This is a genomic window from Burkholderia thailandensis E264 (assembly GCF_000012365.1).
In the GTDB taxonomy this organism is placed as follows: Bacteria; Pseudomonadota; Gammaproteobacteria; order Burkholderiales; family Burkholderiaceae; genus Burkholderia; species Burkholderia thailandensis.
Genome location: NC_007650.1, coordinates 1296371 through 1319063, shown reverse-complemented (window position 1 = coordinate 1319063; position 22693 = coordinate 1296371). Strand labels below are relative to the sequence as shown.

Sequence of the window (22693 nt, the reverse complement as noted above, 5' to 3'; positions counted from 1 at the left end):
GCCGAAGGCCCACCGCCAGGGCACGCGGCAGCCTCGCGGCCCGCGCCGCGGCCGCCGGTAGAATGACGAACGCGGCCTCGCCGCCCCCTTCGACGATCGGGCCGGATCGTTTGCGACACAACGCACGAGAACATGACCGACGACATCACGACGCCTGCGCCTTCGTCCGCCGCGCGCCCGCTGCCGAGCTTCGGCCCGCTTCGCTGGATCGTCCGGCACTGGCGCGGCGGCTACTCGCTCGCCGTCTCCTTCTGGCTGAATCCGGTGCCGGTCTCCGTGCTGCGGACGGTCTGCAGCGAGGTGCTGATGACCCGCGTGTTCGAGTTGCTCGATCACGGACAAGGGCCGGGCGACAACGACGCGATCGCGAGCGCGCTCGCGGCGGTCCCGGCGGTGGTCCTCGCCGATGCCGCGCTGTCGCTCCTCAACGTCTGGTGGATCGTCGGCGTGTGGCGCGCGGCCGAGCGGCACATCGCCCTGACCGGCCGGCGATTCTGGGCGCGCGCGGCGCAACTCGCGGTGGCGCTGGTCGCGGCGCACATCGTCTACAAGCTCGCGATCATTCCGCATTCGATCGAGTCGCTCCAGCTCTTCGTCGTCCATCCGATGAGCATCTTCACGGACCCGGCCGGCATGCTGAAGAGCTGGCTGTTCTGACGATTGTCGGCGCAGACGCGCGAACGCCGTGACGTGACGTGACGTGACGTGACGCGCGCGCGCCTGTGCCGCTGACGTTTCCGCTGAAGAGGTCCCCCCGGACATCGCCGGCTCGATGTGCCAGCTCAACGCCAGCGCCAATGCGGGCAAGTCGCCGGCGAGCGCTCCGGCCGCCGCAGCCATTTCTCCCGCGCATGCCGCGCCCGCGCGGCATGACGCGCGCCGCCCCGATCGTCTTGATCGCCCCGATCCGCCGCGCAACGCGGCCGCGTTGCCGTGAGCCGCGTTCGCGTTCCGGCCCCGTGTTGCACCGCCGGCTCCCGTCGATCCGCCCGCCGCGCCGCATCGCGCAGCCGTTTGCGTTGCGCCTGCAGGCCGCCCGCGCGTCTGGCACACTATCTCGCCGGGCCCGGCCGAGCCTTGCAACGGCCGCGCCCGCCCACACTTACGATTGCGATGGACGTCACCCCCACCCGCCCCGCCGCCGGCGCGCTCGACGCGTTCCACCCCGTCGTCGCCGCCTGGTTCTCCGACACGTTCGCCGCGCCCACCGGCGCGCAAGCGCTCGCGTGGCCGCACATCAAGGCCGGCCGCTCGACGCTCGTCGCCGCGCCGACGGGCTCCGGCAAGACGCTCACCGCGTTCCTGTCCGCGCTCGACGATCTCGTGCGCGACGCGCTCGCGCACGACGGCGCGCTGCCCGACGAGACGCTCGTCGTCTACGTGTCGCCGCTCAAGGCGCTGTCGAACGACATCCACGTGAACCTCGAGGCGCCGCTCGCCGGCATCGCCGCCGAAATCGCGCGGCGCGGGCTGCCCGTGCCGCAGATCCGCACCGCCGTGCGCACGGGCGACACCACGCAGGCCGAGCGCGTCGCGCACCGCAAGCACGCGCCGCACATTCTCGTCACGACCCCGGAATCGCTGTACGTGCTGCTGTCGTTTGAATCGGGCCGGCGGATGCTCGCGAGCACGCGCACCGTGATCGTCGACGAAATCCACGCGCTCGCGGCCGCCAAGCGCGGCAGTCATCTCACGCTGTCGCTCGAGCGGCTCGACGCGCTCGTCGGCCGCAAGCTGCCGCGCATCGGGCTGTCCGCGACGCAAAAGCCTGTCGAGGCGGTCGCGCGCTTTCTCGTCGGCGGCCGCGACGACGCGCCGCTCGATTGCGCGATCGTCGACACAGGCCACACGCGCACGCGCGATCTCGCGCTCGAATTGCCGCCCGTGCCGCTCGGGCCGGTGATGGCGAACGACGTGTGGGAGCGCCTTTACGACCGCGTCGCGGAACTGGCCGCCGCGCACCGGACGACGCTCGTGTTCGTCAACACGCGCCGGATGGCCGAGCGCGCCGCGCGCCATCTCGCGGACAGGCTCGGCCCGGACGCGATCGCCGCGCACCACGGCAGCCTCGCGAAGGAGCACCGCTTCGACGCCGAGCAGCGCCTGAAGCACGGCAAGCTGAAGCTGCTCGTCGCCACCGCGTCGCTCGAACTCGGCATCGACATCGGCGACGTCGATCTCGTGTGCCAGCTCGGCTCGCCGCGCGGCATCGCGCCGTTCCTGCAGCGCGTCGGACGCTCCGGGCACCATGTGGGCGGCGTGCCGAAGGGGCGGCTCTTTCCGCTGTCGCGCGACGAGCTCGTCGAATGCGCGGCGCTCCTCGATTGCGTGCGGCGCGGCGAGCTCGACGTGCTGCGCATCCCGCACGCGCCGCTCGACGTGCTCGCGCAGCAGCTCGTCGCCGAAATCGCGTGCCGAGAGTGGGACGAGGACGCGCTCTATCGCTGCGTGACGCAGGCCGCGCCGTACGCGACGCTTGCGCGCGAGCGGTTCGACGACGTGCTGAAGATGCTCGCCGAAGGCTTCACGAGCCGGCGCGGCGCGCGCGCCGCGTACCTGCATCGCGACGTCGTCGCGCACACGGTGCGCGGGCGGCGCGGCGCGCGGCTCGCGGCCGTCACGTCGGGCGGCACGATTCCCGACAACGCCGACTACGCGGTGCTGCTTGAGCCGCAGGGCGTGAACATCGGCACCGTGAACGAGGATTTCGCGGTCGAGAGCCTCGCGGGCGACGTGTTCCAGCTCGGCAACCAGTCGTACCGGATCATCCGGATCGAGACGGGACGCGTGCGCGTCGAGGATGCGCACGGGCAGGCGCCGAACATCCCGTTCTGGCTCGGCGAGGCGCCCGCGCGCAGCGACGAGCTGTCGGCGGGCGTCGCGCGGCTGCGCGCGCGGCTCGACGCGTTGCTCGCGCGCGGCGACGCGGCCGGCTCGCCCGCCGCCGCGCCCGAGCGCGAAGCGGCCACGGCCGGCCAAGGCGCGCGTGCGCCCGCCGCCGCGACGCACGGCACGCCCGCCTTGGCGCGCCGCGCTTCGCCCGCGGCGCCGCTCGCGGCCCGCACGTCCGCCGCCACGTCTGCCCCCGCCGCGACGCAGATCGCCGCCGTGTCCGAACTCGCCCCCGCGTCCGAGCTCGCGCCCGAGCCAAGCCGCCTCGCGCCCGCGCTCGCGTGGCTCACGGGCGAGCTCGGCCTCGACGCCGAGGCCGCGCGGCAGATCGCCGATTACCTCGCGCGCGCCCGCGCGGCGCTCGGCGCGCTGCCGACGCAGGACACGCTCGTGATGGAGCGCTTCTTCGACGAATCGGGCGGCATGCAGCTCGTGATCCATTCGCCCTACGGCAGCCGGATCAACCGCGCGTGGGGCCTCGCGCTGCGCAAGCGCTTCTGCCGCAGCTTCAACTTCGAGCTGCAGGCGGCCGCGACGGACGACGCGCTGATCCTGTCGCTGTCGCTCGCGCACAGCTTCGCGCTCGACGAGGTGTGGCGCTACCTGCGTGCGTCGAGCGCCGAACACGTGCTGATCCAGGCGCTCCTCGACGCGCCGCTCTTCACCGCGCGCTGGCGCTGGAACGCGACGACGTCGCTCGCGCTGCCGCGCTTCGCGGGCGGCCGCAAGGTCGCGCCGCAACTGCAGCGGATGAAGAGCGAGGATCTGCTCGCGACCGTGTTCCCCGATCAGGTCGCGTGCGCGGAGAACATCGTCGGCGAACGCGAGGTGCCGAAACATCCGCTCGTCGACCAGACGCTCGACGACTGCCTGCACGACGCGATGGACACCGAAGGCTGGCTCGCGCTGCTGCGGCGGATCGAGGCGGGCGGCGTCGCGCTCGTCGCGCGCGATCTGAGCGCGCCTTCTCCGCTCGCGGCCGAGATCCTGAACGCGAAGCCGTACGCCTTCCTGGACGACGCGCCGCTCGAAGAGCGCCGCACGCAGGCGGTGCTCGCGCGGCGCTGGACCGATCCGGAATCGGCCGACGATCTCGGCGCGCTCGACGCGGGCGCGATCGACTCGGTGCGCGACGAGGCGTGGCCGCTCGTGCGCGATGCCGACGAGATGCACGACGCGCTCGTCGGGCTCGCGTGCATCGCCGACGACGAAATCGATTCGCACGACGGCTGGCGCGCGTGCATCGCGCGGCTCGCGGCGGGCCGGCGCGCGGCGCGGCTCGCGCTCGCCGGCGGCCGCGGGCTGTGGATTCCGGCCGAGCGCGTCGCGTGCATGCGCGCGCTGTACGGCGAGGACGCCGCGCTCGATCCGCCGCTTGCCCCGCCGCCCGGCTTCGACGCGCGATGGGAGCCCGACGCCGCGCTCGTCGACGTGATCCGCGCGCGCCTCACCGGCTTCGGCCCGCTCGCGGCCGATGCGCTTGCCGCGCCGCTCGCGCTGCCCGACGCGTCGGTCGCGATCGCGCTCGCCGCGCTCGAGCGCGAGGGCTACGTGATGCGCGGCCGCTTCACGCCGGGCGCGCGCGACGACGAATGGTGCGAGCGGCACCTGCTCGCGCGCATCCATCGCTATACGGTCAAGCGCCTGCGGCGCGAGATCGAGCCCGTCGGGCTCGCGGACTTCATGCGCTTCCTGCTCCACTGGCAGCGCGTCGCGCCCGATACGCGCGGCCTGGGAGGCGACGCGCTCGCATCGGTCGTCCATCAGCTCGAAGGCTTCGAGGCGGCCGCGAGCGCATGGGAGGACGAGATTTTGCCGGCGCGGCTCGCCGACTACGTGGCGGGCGGCCTCGACGAGCCGTGCCGCGCCGGCAAGCTGACGTGGGCGCGGCTCGGCGCGCCGTCGAAGGCCGCGAGCGCGCCCGTGAAGACGACGCCCGTCGTGCTGCTGCCGCGCCGCGAGCTCGCGGCCTGGCAGGCGTTGCGCGATCCGGCCGCGCAGCCGGCGCTGTCGGCGCGCGCCGAACGCGTGCGCGCGACGCTCGCCGCATACGGCGCGATGTTCTTCGACGAGCTGGCCGCGCACGCGCACCTGTTGCCCGTCGAGCTCGAGCGCGCGCTCGGCGAGCTCGTCGCGGCGGGCCTCGTCAACGCGGACAGCTTCGCGGGCCTGCGCGCGCTGATCCGGCCGGCCGCCCAGCGCAGCGCGCACCGGCCGTCGCGCGCGCGGCGCGGCGGCGCGCTGATCGGCGGGATGGACGACGCGGGGCGCTGGGCGCTCGTGCAGCGGCCGCCGCTCGCGCCGCTCGATTTCGAAGCAGGCGACGAAGATGCGTCCGACGGCGGCGCGCACCGTATCGGCGGCGGCGCCGCGCGCCGCCTTGACGCGTCCGTCGCCGATGCCGACGCCCGCATCGCGCGCGCGATGCGGGCCGCGCCGCCGCCGACGGGCCGCCATGCGATCGCGCCCGCCGCGCTCGAGCATGTCGCGCGCACGCTGCTGCGCCGCTACGGCGTCGTGTTCTGGCGCATCCTCGCAGGCGAGGCCGAATGGATGCCGAGCTGGCGCGAGCTGCTGCCCGTCTACCGGCGGCTCGAGGCGCGCGGCGAGATCCGCGGCGGCCGGTTCGTCGCGGGCCTCGCGGGCGAGCAGTTCGCGCTGCCCGACGCGATCCCGATCCTGCGCGAACTCCGCCGCCGGCCGGCCGAGGGGCTGATGCTGTGCGTGAGCGGCGCCGATCCGCTCAACCTGACAGGCACGCTGCTGCCCGGCCAGCGCGTGCCCGCGCTCGCGGGCAACCGGGTCCTGTTCCGCGACGGCGTGCCGATCGCCTCGCTCGTCGGCGGGCAGTTCGTCTATGCGCGCGAACTCGGTGCGGCCGAGCAGGACGACGCACGCATGAAGCTCGCCCGGCACCGGTAACGCGGGCCGGGCCGCAGCGGCGGTTCGGCGCGCGTCCCGGCCCGCCCGCGCCGCGGCCTGCCCCCGCGTCGCACCGAGCCGGCCGGCGCGCGGGCGGCTCGCGAAGACGCCCGCCTCGCCAGTCCAACCCCGGCCGATCGCACGGCGCAAGCCCGCCGCTTCCCCATCACCACACGAAACAATCCCCGCCGGCGACGACAAACTACTGAACGCCCGCGCGCCGAAATCGCCGCCATCCACTATCATCGCCGCTCGCGTTGCGCGCCGCCCGGCGGATCTTCCGCCCGATGCCGCACGCACGCGCCGGCACACTCGAACACGCCCACACCAGGAGACCCCGACAGATGAACGCCCCCGTCGAGCGCGGCGCCACGGCCGCGCCGCACCACGCAGGCTCGCTCACGATCCTTCAGGGCACCGCGCTCTACATCGGCGCGGTGCTCGGCACCGGCGTGATCGCGCTGCCCGCGCTCGCGGCCGAAGTCGCGGGCCCCGCGTCGCTGCTCGCGTGGGCGGCGCTCGTCGTGCTGTCGATCCCGCTCGCCGCGACCTTCGCCGCGCTCGGCGCCCGCTACGCGGACGCGGGCGGCGTATCGACCTACGTGCGCAACGCGTTCGGCGCGAAAGCGGCGGCCGTCGTCGGCTGGTGCTTCTATTTCGCGGTGCCGGCCGGCGCGCCCGCCGCCGCGATGTTCGGCGGCGCGTACGTCGCCGCCGTCACGGGCGGTGGACACGCAACGATGATCGCGTCGGCGGCGGCGCTGATCGCGATCGTCGCGGCCGCGAACGCGTTCGGCGTCACCGTGTCGGGACGCATGCAGCTCGTGCTGTCCGCGTTGCTCGTCGCGCTGCTCGTCGCCGCCGTGCTCGCGTCCGCGCCGCACGCGCGCGCGGCGAACCTGCATCCGTTCGCGCCGCACGGCTGGCTCGCGGTCGGTCAGGCCGCCGCGCTGCTCGTCTGGAGCTTCGCGGGCTGGGAAGCGATCACGCATCTCGCGGCCGAGTTCCGGCGGCCCGCGCACGACTTGCCGCGCTCGACCGGCATCGCGGTCGCGGTGGTCGGGCTGCTGTACCTGTCGGTCGCGGCCGCGAGCGTGCTCGTGCTCGGGCCCGCGGCGGGCACGTCCGGCGCGCCGCTCGCGGCGCTGATCGCGCGCGGAATCGGCGGCAACGCGCAATTGATCGCGACGGCGGCCGCGCTGCTGCTCACGCTCGGCACGATGAACGCGTACTTCGCGGGCGCGGCGAAGCTCGGCGCCGCGCTCGGCCGCGACGGCGCGCTGCCCCGCTGGTTCGCGCAAGGCAGCCAGACGGGCGGCGTGCCGCGGCGCAGCCTCGCGGTCCTCGCGGCGCTCGCCGGCTGCGCGCTCGCGGCGACCGTCGCGACGGGCACGGGGCCGAAGCCGCTCGTGCTCGCGACATCCGGCAATTTCGTGATGGTCTACGTGCTCGGCTCGGCGGCGGCCACGAAGCTGCTGCCGCGCGGCGGGTTCGCGCGTCGCGCGTCGGTCGTCGCGTTCCTGTCGTCGCTCCTGCTGCTCGCGACGACGGGCTGGTATCTGCTGTGGCCGCTGCTGCTGACGGCGGCGGCAATCGGGTATCTCCGCGTGACGGACAAGCGAACGGCGGCGAAGCGCTGAAAGCCGCCGCCCCGCGCCGGAATCGCGCCGGAATCGCGCCAGCGACGAACGCAACGCCGCCGCGCGGCCCGCGCGCCGACCGCCCTTTCGGCTTCGACGCGTTCACGCGGCTGCGGCGCGACGAGCGCGACGAGCGCGAGTTGTCGCTCGGGCGCGTCGGCCGGTTCCGGCGGCCGGATTTCGGGCTTGCGGCGATCGGCGACGCCGCGCGTCGTTCGAACGCCACCGCGCCCCGCACGACGCGAAGCGCGTGCTGCGCTTCGCCGTTGTCGACGCACCGCAGCGCGGCCTCGTGCTGGAGGCCAAGACATCCGCGTATTGTCCGCGCCGGTCAGCGAAGCTCTCGTTCACGCGTGACTGGCTCGCGATCCGGCTCGTGAGCGGCTGGGTCCGGCGGCGCACGCTGCATGCGGCTGAAGCGTCGTTGCGCGAGCCGCGCCGCTGACCGCTCGATGAACGGCGGGCGCGGCGGCTCATCGCCGCGCCCGCCGCGCCGTCATCGCGAAGAATCCGGACCGCGCGCGCAGCCGTTGCAGCGGCGCGCTCGCCGCCGCCCCGTCGCGATCGCCCGCGCATGACCGTCCGCGCGCGCCATGCGCCGGCATCCGCGCCGAACCGCCGCGCCGGCTTCTCCGCCGGCCTAAAGATTCGCGCGCCTCGGCCGATAACGCGGGGGCCGCCGGTCACCGCGCCCCCCAACCGCCGGCGCACGGCGCCGCTCGCCGGTGTCGATCCGCGCCCCGGCGCCGCCCCCCCAACCCGCTACAAGCCCCGCATCGTGATCGCCCGCATCCCGACCAGCCGCCTCGCCGCCCTGACCGGCCGCCATCCGTGGATCGCCGGCACGCTCGGCATGCTGATGGCGCTCGGCGTGTTGACGATCAGCCTCGTCACGCTCCGCGCGGCGCGCAACCAGGCCATCGAGCATGCACACGAGATGTCGAGAAACATCGCGACGATTATCGTCAGCAACATCGCGAGAACGATCGATTCATCCGACCACTCGCTGCTCACGCTGATCGCCGGCCTCGATCAGCCCGAGATCCGGCGGCTCGAGCGCGCAACGCGCCACGAACTGCTGTTCGATCGAACCGCCGCCGCGAAATACGTGACCGGCATGGGCGTGATGAGCGTTCACGGGCGTATCGTCGACGGCTGTTGCAACGCGTCGCGCGCGGGCGTCTTCAGCGACCGCGACTATTTTCTCGTGCACCGGAACACGCGCGACGCGGGGCTGTTCGTATCGAAGCCCTACCGGTCCAGAGCGCGCGACGGCGTCGAGTCGATCGCGCTGAGCCGGCGCATCAGCAAGGCCGACGGCTCGTTCGACGGCGTGGCCGTGGTCGCGATCGACGTCGCGTATTTCCGGCATCTGCTGTCGAAGCTGAACGTCGGGCCGAACGGCGTCAGCGCGATCGTCCATGTCGACGGCACGCTCGTCGCGCGCAATCCCGGCCTGCCGCACGCGGGGCCGAGCATCGTCGTGAAATCGCCAACCTTCCCGCGAATGGTGAACCACGACGCCGGCTTCTACGCGGCGCGCTCGTCGATCGACGGCGTGCTGCGCCTCTACACGTTCGAGCGCATCCCGGGCACGCCGCTGATCGCGGTCGTCGCGCCCGCCCAGCAGGATGTGCTCGCGTCGTGGCATTCGCTCGCGCTCGGCGTGGGCATCTCGGCCGCGTGCGTGAGCGTCGCGTTTTCCGGCGTGGTGTGGCTGCTCGCGTTCGCGCTGCGCGATCGCACCGCCGCGCGAGACCGCTTGCTCGAACTGTCGCGGACCGATCCGCTCACGGGCCTCGGGAACCGCCGCGCGCTCGACGACGCGCTGCAAAGCGAATGGGCGCGTCTGCAACGCAATGACAGTTGCCTGTCGATCCTCTTCATCGACGCGGACCACTTCAAGCGCTACAACGACGCGCACGGCCACACGCAGGGCGATCTCGCGCTCAAGCGGCTCGCCGCGTGCATCGCGCGGCACGCGGGCCGCTCGGGCGATCTGGCGGCGCGGTACGGCGGCGAGGAATTCGTCGCGATCCTGCCCGATGCCGACGAGGCCGCCGCGGCGAGGATCGCCGCATCGATTCGCGCGGGCATTCGCGACGCGACGCGGGCCGGCGCGACGCCGCCGATCCCGCGCTTCACCGTGAGCGTCGGATGCGCAACCGCCCGGCGAGGCGCTCATGCGTCGCTCGATGCATTCGTCCGCGCGGCCGACGATGCGTTGTACCGGGCCAAGGCGGACGGACGGGACCGCACCGTGGCGGCCGGCGCGCTCGCGTCGCCCGCATGACGATGCGCTGCGCGCCGCGCCCGTCGCAGGCGCGCCCGCGCGCGGCGGCGACACGGCATGCGCCGCCGGCTGCGGCGCTCTTCCGCGTGCCGCGCGCTCGTTTCGCGCCCGCCGCCGGCAGCCGCCGACGCCCGCCCGGCGTCAGCGCGCCCCCTCGCGCGGCTCGTCGATCCCGTCGCGCAACCGGGCCTCGCGCTCGCGCAGCTCGGGCGTGAATTCCTCGCCGAAATCCTCCATCTCGTACAGCGGTCGGATCTCGATCTCCGAATCGCCGTCCATCGGATTCGGGCACCGCCTCACCCATTCGACGGCTTCGTCCATCGAAGCGACCTTCCACAGCCAGAACCCCGCGACGAGTTCCTTCGTTTGCGCGAACGGCCCGTCGATCACGGTCCGCGCGCTGCCCGAGAAGCGCACCCGCTTGCCCTTCGCGCTCGGATGCAGACCGTCGGCCGCGAGTATCACGCCCGCCTTCACGAGTTCCTCGTTGAACTTGCCCATCGCCTCGAACTGCGCCTTCGTCGGCAACTTGCCCGCTTCCGATTCGTTCGTCGCCTTCACCATGACCATCACGCGCATCTTGCTTTCTCCTTGAGTGAACGAGTCGAGCCGCCCAGGCGCCGGATCGGGTCCGGTTTCATCGGGCGGCCACGACGTGTCGACGATCGGGCCTCGCCGGATTCGACATCCTCGCGCCGAAAAATCCGACGTGCGCGCCGATGCGCGCCTGCGTGCGCCGCCGATGCGTGCGCCGCGCGACGCACGCGTCGCGATGGTTTGCGGCGGCGCAGCGCGAAGCGCCGCCGAGCGTCGCGCCCGGCCCGGCGCGAGTGCCATAATCGTGGCTGACTTCGTAGAACCGGAACCCCACCATGCAAAACATCGACAACCCGCAGCGCGACCGGGAAGCCGGCTGCGCCGACGCGACGCAGGACACGACGCGCATCGACGACGTGCGCATCGGCGCGGTGCGCCCGCTCATCTCGCCGGCGCTGCTGCAGGACGAACTGCCCGTGCCGGGCGCCGTCCAGACGCTCGTCGAAGCGAGCCGCGACGCGATCGGCGGCGTGCTGCACGGCCGCGACGATCGCCTGCTCGCGATCGTCGGCCCGTGCTCGATCCACGATCACGACCAGGCGCTCGACTACGCGCGCCGGCTGAAGGCCGCCGCCGACGCGCTGCGCGACGACCTGCTGATCGTGATGCGCGTGTATTTCGAGAAGCCGCGCACGACGGTCGGCTGGAAGGGCTACATCAACGATCCGCGCCTCGACGGCAGCTTCCGCATCAACGAAGGGCTGCGCGCCGCGCGCCGGCTGCTCATCGACATCAACGCGCTCGGCCTGCCCGCCGGCACCGAATTCCTCGATCTGCTGAGCCCGCAGTACATCGCGGACCTGATCGCGTGGGGCGCGATCGGCGCGCGCACGACGGAGAGCCAGAGTCACCGGCAGCTCGCGTCGGGGCTGAGCTGCCCGATCGGCTTCAAGAACGGCACCGACGGCGGCGTGCAGGTCGCGGCCGACGCGATCGTCGCGGCGCGCGCGAGCCACGCGTTCATGGGCATGACGAAGATGGGAATGGCGGCGATCTTCGAGACGCGCGGCAACGACACCGCGCACGTGATCCTGCGCGGCGGCAAGAAGGGCCCGAACTACGATCGCGCGAGCATCGACGAAGCGTGCGCGGCGCTGCGCGCGGCGGACCTGCGCGAACAGGTGATGGTCGACTGCTCGCATGCGAATTCGAACAAGTCGCACCTGCGGCAGATCGACGTCGCCGAGGACCTCGCGCGGCAGTTGTCGGACGGCGAGCGGCGCATTACCGGCGTGATGGTCGAGAGCAACCTGGAGGCCGGCCGGCAGGATCTGAAGCCCGGCGCGCCGCTGCAATACGGCGTGTCGATCACCGACGCATGCCTGAGCTGGGCGCAGACCGAGCCCGTGCTCGACACGCTCGCGCAGGCGGTGCGGCGGCGGCGCACCGCCTGACGCCGCGCGCGGCCGGCGGTGTGAACCGCGCGGCCCGGCTTGCTGCGGTGCAGGAAGGCGCCGCGCCGCCGGTTCGCGGGTTCGCCGGTTCGCCGGCTTGCCTCGTCATCGTTTTGACGACTCGCCGAACGGCGCAGGCGGCGATTGGCCGCCGCGCCCCGCCGCCTACGCCGTCACGACCGTCAGCGCGAACCCGTCCCAGCCCTTCGAGCCGACGGTCTGCAGCGCGGTCGTCGACAGGCGCGGATGCGCGGCGATCAGACGGAAATACTCGCGCACGCCAACCGCGTCCGGATCATGGTTCTGCCGATCCGCGACGCGCCCCTGCCGCACGACGTTGTCGGAGACGATCACCGTGCCCGGCCGCGACAGCTCGACCGTCAGCGGCAGATATGCCGGATAGTTGTCCTTGTCCGCGTCGACGAAGATCAGATCGAACGGCTCGGCGCGCTCGGCGATCAGCCGCTCTAGGCTGCCCTTCGCGCGGCCGACGACAACCGACACGACGCCGCCCAATCCCGCGCGTCCGATGTTCTCGCGCGCGAGCGCCGCGTAGTCCGGGTTCGCCTCGAGCGTGACGAGCGTGCCGCCCGGCGCCAGCGCCCGCGCGAGCCAGATCGTGCTGTAGCCGCCCAGCGTGCCGAGTTCCAGAATCCGGCGCGCGCTGCGGATCGTCGCGAGCAGGTTCAGGAATTTGCCCTGATTCGCGGTGACGTTGATCGCGGGCAGGCCGGCCGCCCGGCTCGACGCCAGCGCCGCGTCGAGCGCCGGATCGGAAGGCGCCAGTTGGCTGCAGAAGAAATCGTCGACCGCGCTCCATTGTCGTTCGTTCATCGCGCACCTTTCGTCTGTCGGGGGGAAGGTCATTCTATGGCGGGCGGCGGGCGAGCATCGCGCCGTCACACGCTGGATTTGCCTGACCCGCCGTCAGGCGGAAATCGCGGTCGGGAACGAGCGACGAGCGACGAACGGCGAACGGCGAGCATCGACGCCCGGCGAACCGCATCGTTTCGTCATCGCGGCCCGCGCCGATCGAATCGCCCGTCAAGCGGGCCCGACGTCGACGACGCGATTGCGCCCGGCCGCCTTCGCCTGATAGAGCGCCTGATCCGCCGCCTCGACGATCGCCGCGATGTGCGGCGCGCGCGCGCCGTCCGGCTGCCACACCGCGACGCCGACGCTGACCGTCACGAACCCGACCTCCGAGCCCTCGTGCTCGATGCCGAGCATCCGCACGCCGAGGCGCACGCGCTCGGCGACGACGAGCGCGCCGCCGCGCGGCGTGTCCGGCAGCACGACGACGAACTCCTCGCCGCCGTAGCGGGCGACGACGTCGCCGAGCCGCGCCGCCTGCTGCGCGATGCAGCGCGACACGGTCGCGAGCACCTCGTCGCCGACCTGATGGCCGTACGTGTCGTTGTAGCGCTTGAAGTGGTCGATGTCGACGAACAGGATCGCGAGCGGCCGCTCGCCGCCCACCGCGCGCCGCCATTCGCGCTCGAGCGTCTCGTCGAGCGCGCGCCGGTTGTGCAGGCCCGTGAGGCTGTCGGTGCCGGCGAGCCGCGCGAGCGCCGCCTCGGCCGTCGACTTGCGCCACAGCGAATGCGCGAGATACGCGCTCATCACGACGAAGATCAGCGCGAACACGCCCGTCACCACGCCGAAGCGCCACGCGCGCACGCGCCACGTCGCATAGATGTCGTCATCGGCGATCGCGACCTGCACGACGAGCGGAACGCCGTCGAGCCGCCGATACAGGTAGAAGCGCTTCATGTGATCGATCGGCTCGACGTCGAAGAACTCGCCCGAGCGGCCGAACTGCATGCGCGAGTAGAGGCTCGTCCCGCTCAGGTCGAGGCCGACGAGCGTCTCGTCGAACGGCATCCGCGCCACGATGCGTCCGTCCGCGTGCACCAGCGCGAGCACCCCGTGCGGGCCCGCGCTCGCCGCCGCCAGCAACTGCCGCAAATACGCGACGCGCACCGCGAGCACGACGACGCCCGCAAACGCGCCGTCCGCGCGCTCGACGCGCCGCGACAGCGCGACGCACGGCTCGCCGCCGCGCGACGGCATCCGGTACGGCCCGCTCAGGTATGTGCCGAGCGCCGGCGAGTCGCGCTGCGCGGCGAAAAAATCGTATGACGCGAAGCTCGCGGTCGGCAGCGGGCCGCGCGTCGACGCGAGCGTCACATGCCCGCGCGCGTCCAGCACGTACATCGCGCCGGCTTCGTTCGCGGCCGCCGCGGAATCGAACAGGATCTCGCGGCGCAGATCGGCGGGCAGCGCGGCGATCCGGCGGTCGCCGAGCTGCGCGGCGATGCGCGCGAGCGTGCCGCCGTACAGAGCGAAGCTGCGCGTGACGTCGCGCTCGATCATTTGCAGCGTGTTGCGCGCGGCGCGTTGCGCGTGCTCGAACGCGTCGTCGCGGCTGTCGCGCAGGATCGCCGCGCAGATCGACATCATGACGATCGCGACCGCCACCGCGCCGGCAATCACCATGTAGCCGAGCGGCATCCGGTGCGACGGTCCTCGCCGTCCGCGCAAGCCGGCATGTATCGTTTTCATGCTTGACTAGGGCCTGTTCACGCAAATATCGGGCTTGCGAACGTGCGTTGCCGGCCGCAGCGCAAGGGGCACGGAGCCGCCGTTTGGCCGAGCCAAACAAGCGACGCGCGACGCCGCAATGCGGCCGGCAAGGCCCGTTCCCCTGATTCTTGAAATCGATTCGCGGGGCTGGCCGCCAGAAGGGCCGATCGCCGCGCCATGCTCCTTGCGATTACGTCGAATACGTCGAGTATTCGCTGCGCCCCATCCCTCGCGCCCGGCCCTTCTGGCGGCCGGCGCAAGCCCGCTATCAGCGTGAACAGGCCCTAGATGAGCGCGACGCGCTTCGTCACGAAAAACATCGCCGGCTATTATCCGCGATGCGCGCGGCACGACGCGCATCGAAACGACGCGCGTCGCGCGCCGACAGGCCGAGCCGGATCGGAAAATTCCGATCGCGAAGTGCATCGGCGCGCCGAATCGGCGACGCGGAGCAGTCGATCGGAACGCATTTCGAATCGACGTCGCGCAACGCGACGAGCGGCCATTTTATCGAACGTTCGGCGCAATGTTGACCTCGCGCACCGCAATTCGATTCACGTCGCAGGAAAGCGCTCAATAACGCCCGATCCACCCCGTCAACGCGCCACGGCGCCCGCCGCCCGCGCCGCGTTTCCGCTACGCCCGCGCGGCCGCGGGCGTAGCCAACGGCGCGGCCCGGCGATGCGGCGCGCGCTTGCGCCCGCGAGGTCGTTCGTCGTACTTTTGCGTGACGCGCAAGCGTGCCGAACGACGCGCCCGATCGAATGCGTCGCTCGTTTGGCGGCCAAATCGCCAAAATGCACGAAATGCCCGAAACGCCGCGGCATTGCGCATTCGAACGGCAAGCGTCGCAACCGCAAATCCGACTCGTCCACCCTTCATCCACGACATGGCCAACGCGAAATCGTCTTCGTCCATTCCCACCGAATATCTCTATATCGGCGCGGCCGGCGAGCACTACATCATGTCCGAGTGCTTCCGCCACAACATGGAAGCGTTCAAGCTGCCGATCGACAAGGGCTTCGATCTCGTCGTCACGCGCGCGTACCGGCATCTGTCGCGGCTCGACGACGCGCCGCGGCCCGTCGATCGCAGCGTGCCCGAAACGCCGATCTACGTGCAGGTCAAGAGCCGCCAGGCCGCGCCCGTCGCGCCGCAGAAGGAAAAAGGCGAGCGGCCGAGCTGGGAAGGCTATTTTCCGATCAAACCGGCCGACCTGGATCTGATCTGCGCGACGCCCAATTCGGCGCTCGCGTGCGTGCTGTTCGTCGAGACGCGCGGCGAGCTGATGCGCAGCCGCACCGCATATGCGTGGTGGATGTCGAGCGCTTACGTCAACCAGTTGCGCGACGCCGGGCATTTCATCGCGATGCCGAACAAGGACGCGCTCGAACTATGGGTGCGCTACGTCGAGCCCGCGCCGGACAGCGGCTACAAGCAGAACACGTATGTCTCGCTGCTCAAGCAATGCCAGATCGAGGGCTCGGAGCCGGGCAAGAAAGCGAGCGGCTTTCTGCTGTCCAAAGAGCGATTCGATTTCGGAAGGCTTGGCGTGGAGTGAGCGAACGCTCGCCGTTGGCCGCGCGGCGCGTCGCGGCGGTGCGGCGGTGCGGCAACGTGGCGGCGATGCGCGCCGTCCACGCTGCGCGGCGTTGCCGCGGCGGCGAATGTCACCCGCGATCAGGCGAAACGCCCGAATCAGCCGCCCGAATCAGCCAATCGAAGCGCATCCGGCACGCAACGCAGCGCCCTGCATCGCATGACCGGCCGCCGGCGTCACGCGTTGCGCCCGCCCTCGCCACGCGCCTTCTTCGCCGCCCCCCGCCCGACGCGCGGCCGCCTGCCGGGCTCGCCAAGCCGCCGCCGCGCGACCGCCCGCACCGCGTCGATGAGCGAGCGCGCGACGGGCGACGGCTGCGCGTCGGTGCGCAGGATCAGCCCGACCGGCTCGTCCGCGCCCTCGACGGGCAGCGCGAGCCGCACGAGCGTGCCCGCCGCGAGATCGAATTCGGCCGCGTAGCGCGGCACGAACCAGACCGCGTCGTTCTCGAGCGCGAGCGCGCGCGCGACCGACACCGACAGCACCTCGACGAACGATTCGAGCGGCGGCGCGCCGCACGCGCTCAGCAGTTGCTCGGCCGCCTGACGGATCATCGTGCCGTAGGGCGGCAGCACGACCGGATGGCGCGCGAGCTGCGCGGCGGGCGACGCGCTCGCCGCAAGCGGGTGCCCCGCGCGCACGACCGCGACGAGCGGCTCGTTGTACAGATGCTCGAACGACAGCCCGACCATCCGCTCCGGCTCGGACAGCCGCCCGATCGCGCACTCGATCGCGCCCGCCTTCAGCCGCTCGAGCAGCTCGGCGTTCGCGACGGTCGTGATCCGCACGACCGCGCGCGGCCAGTCGGTCGCGAGCGCCTTCAGCACGGCGGGCGCGAGCGACGCGGCGACGGTCGGCAACATGCCGATCTCGAGCGTCGCCGCCGCGCCGCCGCTCGCGCGCGCGAGGAGGCCCACGCCCTGCCGCAGCGCGAGCACGCACGCGCTCGCGTGCGGGATGAACAGCTGCCCCTCGCGCGTCGGCCGCGCGCCCTGCCGGCCGCGCTCGAACAGCCGCACGCCGAGGATCGATTCGAGTTCGGCGATCGTCTTCGACACGGCCGGCTGCGTGATCGACAGGCTTTGCGCGGCCTTCTGCACGCCGCCGAATTGCGCGACCGCGAGAAAGCACTGCAGGTGCCGGAACTTGACCCGGCCGTCGGCGATCCGGTTTTGCATTACTTACAGTTATACGATCAGCGATAAAACATCATTTTGCATAACTTTCTCGATTAGCTAAAGTCCCTCCATCCCGCCTTGACAACCATCAAACCGGAGACGATCCCGATGGATTCCTCGACGCTCGCGCCGCGCGACTGGCCGTCGCATCCCGCGTACATTCACCCGCCGTACCGCTCTTCCGTGAAGCGCGGCCCGACGCAGCCGCTGATTCCGCTGAAGGAGAAGCTGCGCAACCAGCACGCGCCCGTGTACGGCGCGGACGATCTCGGCCCGCTCGACCACGACCTGACGAAAAACGCGGCGAAGAACGGCGAGCCGCTCGGCGAGCGGATCGTCGTCACGGGCCGCGTGCTCGACGAGGGCGGCAAGCCGGTGCGCAACACGCTCGTCGAGGTCTGGCAGGCGAACGCCGCCGGCCGCTACGTGCACAAGGTCGACCGGCACGACGCGCCGCTCGACCCGAACTTCCTCGGCGCGGGCCGGTGCCTGACCGACGAGAACGGCCGCTACCGGTTTCTCACGATCAAGCCGGGCGCGTATCCGTGGGGCAACCATCCGAATGCGTGGCGGCCCAACCACATCCATTTCTCGCTGTTCGGCGACTACTTCGGCTCGCGGCTCGTCACGCAGATGTATTTCCCGGGCGATCCGCTCCTCGCGCTCGACCCTATCTTCCAGGGCACGCCCGAGGACGCGCGCGACCGGCTGATCTCGCGCTTCTCGATCGATACGACCGAAGAAGGCTTCGCGCTCGGCTACGAATTCGACATCGTGCTGCGCGGCCGCGACGCCACCCCGATGGAGCGCTGAACATGACGACGCTGAAACAGACCCCTTCGCAGACCGTCGGCCCGTACTTCGCTTACGGCCTCTGCCCGCAGCAGTACAACTACGACCTGAAGAGCCTCTTCACGGCGGAGATCGCGACGCCCGACGCCGCGGGCGAGCCGATCCTGCTCGTCGGCCGCGTGCTCGACGGCGACGGCAACGCCGTCGGCGACGCTGTGCTCGAATTCACGCACGTCGACGGCGACGGCCGCTATCCGGCGTCGCGCGAAGAAGCGGCGCGGCGCGGCTTCAGCGGCTTCGCGCGCGTCGGCACCGGCACCGACGCGCAGAACCGCTTCGTCGTGCGCACGGTGAAGCCGGCGCGCACGTCGGACACGGACGCGCCGCACGTCGACGTGACGGTGATGATGCGCGGGATTCTCACGCACGCGTTCACGCGGATCTACTTCGACGACGAAGCGGCGGCGAACGCGGCCGACGCGGCTCTCGAAGCCGTGCCCGCCGCGCGGCGCGCGACGCTGATCGCGACGCGCGACGCGCGGGCGAACGGCGTGGCGGTCTACCGCTTCGACATCCATATGCAGGGCGAGCGGGAAACGGTGTTCTTCGACGTCTGATCCGGCGTGCGAGGCGCGGCGGCCCGCTTCGGGCCCGCTTCGGGCCGGCATCGGCGCGCACGCGCGTCGCTTTGCCCGGCTCGCCGCGCGGCCTCTTGCGAGCGCGCGGCGGCGCACGCGGCCGCCTCGCACCCGCCTCGCCCTCGCCGCCGCGCGCGCCCGCCGCCGCGCGCTCAGCGCAGCATGAACGACATCGCCGACAGACAGTTCAGCGTGCGCACGACGTGCTCGATCGACGGCGCGAAAAAGCGCAGCGTGAGCGCGTCGACGCGCTCGAGCGACGGCCACTGGCAGAACAGATCGGCGGCCGCGACAGTCTGCGCCTGCAGTTCGCAGCGCGCCGCGCGCGGCGCGTGCTGCCGCGCGACGCGCGCGGCCTCGCGCGCCTGCTCGACCGCCTGCCGCGCGGCGATGCCGATCGCCCCGCATGCGGCGGCGGGCGTCATCGACACGCCGCTCGCGTAGCCCGCCGCGTCCTTCACGGTCACGAAGCGCGCCGCCGGGAAGAGCGGCCGCGTCTCGTCGACGAACACGTCGTCGCCGGACAGCAGCGCGACGTGCGCGCCGTATTCGTGCGCGAGCGCGCCGTACAGCCCCGCCTCGCCGATTTCGCGCCCGTCGAGCACCACGCGCGCGAACGCGCTGCTGTTGATCGTGTGAGCGAGCAGCCCGCGCGTCTGCGATTTCGCGTGATAGCCGATCATGAACACGAGGTCCGGCGAGGCTTCGAGGCCCGCCATCATCCCGAGCGTGCGCGGCTTGCCGAGCACGACGCGCGCGCGGGCGTCGATGCCGTCGGGCAGCAGGTTGCGAAAGCCGCCGTGCGAATCGTTGACCCACACGCACGTCGCGCCGCCCGCGAACGCGCCCTCGACAGCCGCATTCGCCTCCGCGGTCATCCAGCGGCGCGCGCGCTCGTATTCGGCATTGCCGGCGCGCGTCTGCTCGACGTTCACGACGCCCGCCACGCCTTCGATATCGGTCGAGATCAGGACTTTCATCACGCTCCCGCGCGCGATGCGCGCAGCCATCGTTCGAGTTCCGGCGCCGCGTCGCGCAACGCGCGCCTTGCGTGGCCGTCGCGGCCCGTGACGCGCGTTGCGCACCACAGCGCGTCGACGATCGCCTGCTCGACGCTGTCGGCCGCGGCGGCGAACAGCGGATCGAGCGCCGCATCCGCGACGAGCGCCGGCAGCGTGACGCGCTCGGCGTCGTGCGGCACCGTGTAGGCGGTCGAGAACGCGAGCGCGATGTCGCCGCTGCCGTGGCCGTACACCGAGCCCGTGCGCGCGAGGCCCGCGGCCGCGCGCAGCGCGACGCGCTTGAGTTGCCGCGACGACAGCGGCGCATCGGTGGCGACGAGCATGATGATCGAGCCTTGCTCGGGCGGCGATGTGTCCGGCGATGTGTCCCGCGGCGCGGACAGCGGCGCGTCCGGCGAAAAGGCGCCGGCGTCGCGTGCGCGGCGCGACGCGGGGCCATCGGTCGCGCCGCCGCCCGTGCGGACATTCTCGCGGCCGCCCGCATCGCGCGCCCCATCGCCCATCTCGCGCATCTCGCCCGCCCCGGCATCGTCCCGCGCGCCGTGCGCGCGCCGTGCGCCGCCCGCGTCCCGCTCGGCGATCATCCGCCCGACCGGCACGCCGGCGATCGTCAGCATCGGCAGCCGCCCGAAGTTCGCGAGCACGAGCGCGCCCACCGTCCACGCCTCGCCCGCCGCGCGCACGACGCGCGACGCCGAGCCGATTCCGCCCTTCAGATCGAAGCACGACATCCCCCGCCCCGCGCCCACCGCGCCGCGCGCGAACGCGGGCCGCGCGTCGGCGAGCGCCTGCGCGTAATGCGCGGGCGTCACCGCGAACGCGTGCAGGTCGTTCAGATAGCCGTCGTTGCATTCGAACACGAGCGGATTGACGGTCGGCCACGTGCGGCCGATCTGCGGATTCTCGTCGATCGCGGCGCGGATCTGCGCGTGCGCGAGCGCGCCGACGCCGAACGTGTTCGTCAGCGCGAGCGGCGTCTCGATCACGCCGAGCTCGTCGAGCTGCACGAGCCCGACGCTCTTGCCGAAGCCGTTGATCACCGCGGACGCGGCGGGCACCTTGTCGCGATAGACGTCGCCCGCGTGCGGCCGCACGACGGTCACGCCGGTCTGCACGCCGAGCGCGTCGAGCGTCGCGTGGCCGACCGTCACGCCCGCGACGTCGGCGATGCTGCGAAGCGGCCCCGCCGGCAGCACGCCGACGTGCGGCGCGGCGTGCGCCCCACCGGCCGCGTGCGTCACGTGCGCCACTTTCGCCTCGCCCGTCTCATCCGGCCCGCTCGCCGCGCGCGCGCCCATCAGCGCCGCTCCAGCTTCGGATCGAGCGCGTCGCGCAGCCCGTCGCCGAGCAGATTGAACGCGAGCACGGTCAGAAAGATCGCGATGCTCGGAAAGAGCGCGACGTGCGGCGCGTTGACCATGTCCGCGCGCGCCTCGTTGAGCATCGCGCCCCACTCGGGCGTCGGCGGCTGCGCGCCGAGGCCGAGAAACGACAGGCTCGCGGCGGTGATGATCGACGTGCCGATGCGCATCGTGAAGTAGACGACGACCGACGACACGGTGCCGGGCAGGATGTGCCGCATGATGATCGTCCAGTCGGACGCGCCGATGCTGCGCGCGGCCTCGACGTAGGTCATCTGCTTGAGCGCGAGCGTGTTGCCGCGCACGAGCCGCGCGAACGCGGGCACGCTGAACACGGCGACCGCGCAGATCACGTTGATCATCCCGTTGCCGAGGATCGCGACCACGCCGATCGCGAGCAGGATGCCCGGGAACGCGAACAGCACGTCGGCGACGCGCATCGTCGCGCGGTCCCACCAGCCTTCGTAGTAGCCGGCCAGCAGCCCGAAGACCGTGCCGATCGCCGCGCCGAGCGCGACCGAGAAAAAGCCCGCGGCGAGCGAGATCCGCGCGCCCGCGACGATCCGGCTGAAGATGTCGCGGCCGAGCGAATCGACGCCGAACCAGTGCGCGGCCGACGGGCCCGCGTTCAGCGCGTCGTAGTCGAAGTAGTTCTCCGGGTCGTACGGCGCGAGGTGCGGGCCGACGATCGCGACGACGACGAGCAGCAGCACGAACGCGCCCGCCGCGAGCGCGACGCGCTGCTTCCTGAACTTGCGCCAGAACTCGCTCCACGGCGTGCGGATCGCGGCCGGCGCGGCGGCGGACGGGGCTGAGGTGGTGGAGACAGTGGCGTTCATGCGCGCCTCACTTGAAACGGATCGTCGGGTTGATGACCGCGTACAGCACGTCGACGGTCAGATTGATCAGGATGAATTCGAGCGAGAACAGCAGCACGATCGCCTGGATCACCGGGTAGTCGCGCATCGTCACCGCATCGACGAGCAGGCGGCCGAGCCCCGGCCAGTTGAACACCGCCTCGACGACGATCGAGCCGCCGAGCAGGAAGCCGAACTGCAGCCCCATCATCGTGACGACCGGAATCATCGCGTTGCGCAGGCAGTGCTTGAGCACGACCATCGGCTCGCGCACGCCCTTCGCGCGCGCGGTGCGCACGAAATCCTCGTTCAGCACCTCGATGAACGAAGCGCGCGTGAAGCGCGCCATCACGGCGGCCACGGCCGCGCCGAGCGTCAGCGACGGCAGCACGTAGCTCTTCCACGAGCCGTCCGGCACGACGGGCAGCCAGCCGAGCTTCACCGAGAACACTTCCATCAGCAGCATGCCGAGCGCGAACGCCGGAAACGAGATGCCCGACACCGCGAGCGTCATGCCGACGCGGTCCGGCCAGCGGTTGCGCCACACGGCCGACGCGATGCCGATCGCCATCCCGAAGAGCGTCGCCCAGGCCATGCTGACGACGGTCAGCGACAGCGTCGGCATGAAGCGCTCGCCGATCTCGGTCGCGACGGGCCGCTTGCTGCGCGTCGAGACGCCGAAGTCGCCTTGCGCGATCCGCGCGAAGAAGCTCGCGAACTGCGCGGGCAGCGGCTTGTCGAGGCCGAGATCGGCGCGCACGAGCGCGACCGTCGCGTCGTCGGCTTCGGGCCCGGCCGCGAGCCGCGCGGGATCGCCCGGCAGCAGGTGGACGAACAGGAACACGAGCACCGCGACGCACGCGAGCGTCGGCAGCAGCCCGAACAGTCGTTTGACCAGGAAATTCAGCATGCGCTTGCCTC

General features: G+C 72.1%; 17 protein-coding genes and 1 pseudogene. 10 read left to right on the top strand and 8 right to left on the bottom strand.

The annotated features are described in order from the left end of the window. Positions 1-132 precede the first annotated feature (132 nt). The 5 genes from BTH_RS05805 to BTH_RS05785 all read left to right on the top strand — a co-directional run bounded on the left by BTH_RS05805 (position 133) and on the right by BTH_RS05785 (position 9747). The gene (locus BTH_RS05805; RefSeq protein ID WP_009896647.1) at positions 133-657 is read left to right on the top strand and encodes a hypothetical protein; all 525 of its coding nucleotides are present in this window, start codon (positions 133-135) and stop codon (positions 655-657) included. A 456-nt stretch (positions 658-1113) separates the two neighbouring features. Further along, entirely contained in the window at positions 1114-5814 is a 4701-nt protein-coding gene (locus tag BTH_RS05800; RefSeq protein ID WP_009896642.1) for a DEAD/DEAH box helicase, read from the top strand. A gap of 344 nt (positions 5815-6158) precedes the next feature. Further along, entirely contained in the window at positions 6159-7454 is a 1296-nt protein-coding gene (locus BTH_RS05795; protein WP_009896641.1) for an APC family permease, read from the top strand. Between the two features lie 250 nt (positions 7455-7704). Further along, positions 7705-7899, top strand: a complete 195-nt coding sequence (locus BTH_RS05790; protein WP_009896639.1) for a hypothetical protein — start codon at positions 7705-7707, stop codon at positions 7897-7899. A gap of 333 nt (positions 7900-8232) precedes the next feature. Continuing rightward, on the top strand, positions 8233-9747 hold the full coding sequence (locus tag BTH_RS05785; protein ID WP_009896635.1) for a GGDEF domain-containing protein: 1515 nt from the start codon (positions 8233-8235) through the stop codon (positions 9745-9747). Positions 9748-9888: 141 nt separating this feature from the next. On the opposite strand, the gene BTH_RS05780 is transcribed toward BTH_RS05785, so the two are convergent. Next, positions 9889-10326 (bottom strand): YciI family protein, encoded by a 438-nt coding sequence (locus BTH_RS05780; protein ID WP_009896633.1) that lies wholly within the window; start codon positions 10324-10326, stop codon positions 9889-9891. A 293-nt stretch (positions 10327-10619) separates the two neighbouring features. Between BTH_RS05780 and BTH_RS05770 the strand changes: the two genes are divergently transcribed. After that, positions 10620-11738: a 3-deoxy-7-phosphoheptulonate synthase gene (locus BTH_RS05770; protein ID WP_009896629.1), complete on the top strand. Its 1119-nt coding sequence runs from the start codon at positions 10620-10622 to the stop codon at positions 11736-11738. A 165-nt stretch (positions 11739-11903) separates the two neighbouring features. Here BTH_RS05770 and BTH_RS05765 read toward each other — a convergent pair whose 3' ends face one another. Beyond that, positions 11904-12572 carry an O-methyltransferase gene (locus BTH_RS05765; protein ID WP_009907552.1) on the bottom strand — a complete coding sequence of 223 codons (669 nt, stop codon included), beginning with the start codon at positions 12570-12572 and terminating at the stop codon, positions 11904-11906. A 210-nt stretch (positions 12573-12782) separates the two neighbouring features. Beyond that, a complete protein-coding gene (locus BTH_RS05755; protein ID WP_009896627.1) occupies positions 12783-14252 on the bottom strand; it encodes a GGDEF domain-containing protein in 1470 nt (489 codons plus the stop codon). 296 nt (positions 14253-14548) lie between these two features. On the opposite strand from BTH_RS05755, the pseudogene BTH_RS35565 reads away from it, so the two are divergent. Further along, a pseudogene (locus tag BTH_RS35565) lies at positions 14549-14921 on the top strand (hypothetical protein); the annotation flags it as partial. Between the two features lie 292 nt (positions 14922-15213). Beyond that, positions 15214-15885 carry a hypothetical protein gene (locus BTH_RS05740; protein ID WP_009896622.1) on the top strand — a complete coding sequence of 224 codons (672 nt, stop codon included), beginning with the start codon at positions 15214-15216 and terminating at the stop codon, positions 15883-15885. Positions 15886-16100: 215 nt separating this feature from the next. On the opposite strand, the gene pcaQ is transcribed toward BTH_RS05740, so the two are convergent. Further along, positions 16101-17102: a pca operon transcription factor PcaQ gene (gene pcaQ / locus BTH_RS05735; RefSeq protein WP_009896621.1), complete on the bottom strand. Its 1002-nt coding sequence runs from the start codon at positions 17100-17102 to the stop codon at positions 16101-16103. A 108-nt stretch (positions 17103-17210) separates the two neighbouring features. On the opposite strand from pcaQ, the gene pcaH reads away from it, so the two are divergent. After that, positions 17211-17915 (top strand): protocatechuate 3,4-dioxygenase subunit beta, encoded by a 705-nt coding sequence (pcaH, locus tag BTH_RS05730; protein WP_009896619.1) that lies wholly within the window; start codon positions 17211-17213, stop codon positions 17913-17915. 2 nt (positions 17916-17917) lie between these two features. Then, a complete protein-coding gene (gene pcaG / locus BTH_RS05725; RefSeq protein WP_009896617.1) occupies positions 17918-18511 on the top strand; it encodes a protocatechuate 3,4-dioxygenase subunit alpha in 594 nt (197 codons plus the stop codon). A gap of 173 nt (positions 18512-18684) precedes the next feature. Here pcaG and BTH_RS05720 read toward each other — a convergent pair whose 3' ends face one another. Genes BTH_RS05720 through gsiC form a run of 4 tightly spaced genes read right to left on the bottom strand, consistent with a single transcriptional unit; the run spans position 18685 to position 22682 of the window. Further along, positions 18685-19512, bottom strand: coding sequence for a M55 family metallopeptidase (locus BTH_RS05720; protein WP_009896614.1), 828 nt, complete (start codon positions 19510-19512; stop codon positions 18685-18687). Further along, the gene (locus BTH_RS05715) at positions 19512-20852 is read right to left on the bottom strand and encodes a P1 family peptidase (RefSeq protein ID WP_009896612.1); all 1341 of its coding nucleotides are present in this window, start codon (positions 20850-20852) and stop codon (positions 19512-19514) included. The genes BTH_RS05720 and BTH_RS05715 overlap by 1 nt, the downstream gene beginning before the upstream one ends. Then, complete coding sequence (gene gsiD / locus BTH_RS05710) at positions 20852-21754, bottom strand: glutathione ABC transporter permease GsiD (RefSeq protein WP_009896611.1); 903 nt, start codon at positions 21752-21754, stop codon at positions 20852-20854. Before gsiD ends, BTH_RS05715 begins: the two co-directional genes overlap by 1 nt. A 7-nt stretch (positions 21755-21761) precedes the next feature. Further along, positions 21762-22682 (bottom strand): glutathione ABC transporter permease GsiC, encoded by a 921-nt coding sequence (gene gsiC / locus BTH_RS05705; protein ID WP_009896610.1) that lies wholly within the window; start codon positions 22680-22682, stop codon positions 21762-21764. Positions 22683-22693 lie beyond the last annotated feature (11 nt).

What these genes read in the sequence shown, in the direction of transcription:
- BTH_RS05805 (WP_009896647.1), top strand. Translation starts at nt 133, where the DNA reads ATGACCGACGACATCACGACGCCTGCGCCTTCGTCCGCCGCGCGCCCG.
- BTH_RS05800 (WP_009896642.1), top strand. Translation starts at nt 1,114, where the DNA reads ATGGACGTCACCCCCACCCGCCCCGCCGCCGGCGCGCTCGACGCGTTC.
- BTH_RS05795 (WP_009896641.1), top strand. Translation starts at nt 6,159, where the DNA reads ATGAACGCCCCCGTCGAGCGCGGCGCCACGGCCGCGCCGCACCACGCA.
- BTH_RS05780 (WP_009896633.1), bottom strand. Translation starts at nt 10,326, where the DNA reads ATGCGCGTGATGGTCATGGTGAAGGCGACGAACGAATCGGAAGCGGGC.
- BTH_RS05770 (WP_009896629.1), top strand. Translation starts at nt 10,620, where the DNA reads ATGCAAAACATCGACAACCCGCAGCGCGACCGGGAAGCCGGCTGCGCC.
- BTH_RS05765 (WP_009907552.1), bottom strand. Translation starts at nt 12,572, where the DNA reads ATGAACGAACGACAATGGAGCGCGGTCGACGATTTCTTCTGCAGCCAA.
- BTH_RS05755 (WP_009896627.1), bottom strand. Translation starts at nt 14,252, where the DNA reads ATGCCGCTCGGCTACATGGTGATTGCCGGCGCGGTGGCGGTCGCGATC.
- BTH_RS05740 (WP_009896622.1), top strand. Translation starts at nt 15,214, where the DNA reads ATGGCCAACGCGAAATCGTCTTCGTCCATTCCCACCGAATATCTCTAT.
- pcaQ (WP_009896621.1), bottom strand. Translation starts at nt 17,102, where the DNA reads ATGCAAAACCGGATCGCCGACGGCCGGGTCAAGTTCCGGCACCTGCAG.
- pcaH (WP_009896619.1), top strand. Translation starts at nt 17,211, where the DNA reads ATGGATTCCTCGACGCTCGCGCCGCGCGACTGGCCGTCGCATCCCGCG.
- pcaG (WP_009896617.1), top strand. Translation starts at nt 17,918, where the DNA reads ATGACGACGCTGAAACAGACCCCTTCGCAGACCGTCGGCCCGTACTTC.
- BTH_RS05720 (WP_009896614.1), bottom strand. Translation starts at nt 19,512, where the DNA reads ATGAAAGTCCTGATCTCGACCGATATCGAAGGCGTGGCGGGCGTCGTG.
- BTH_RS05715 (WP_009896612.1), bottom strand. Translation starts at nt 20,852, where the DNA reads ATGGGCGCGCGCGCGGCGAGCGGGCCGGATGAGACGGGCGAGGCGAAA.
- gsiD (WP_009896611.1), bottom strand. Translation starts at nt 21,754, where the DNA reads ATGAACGCCACTGTCTCCACCACCTCAGCCCCGTCCGCCGCCGCGCCG.
- gsiC (WP_009896610.1), bottom strand. Translation starts at nt 22,682, where the DNA reads ATGCTGAATTTCCTGGTCAAACGACTGTTCGGGCTGCTGCCGACGCTC.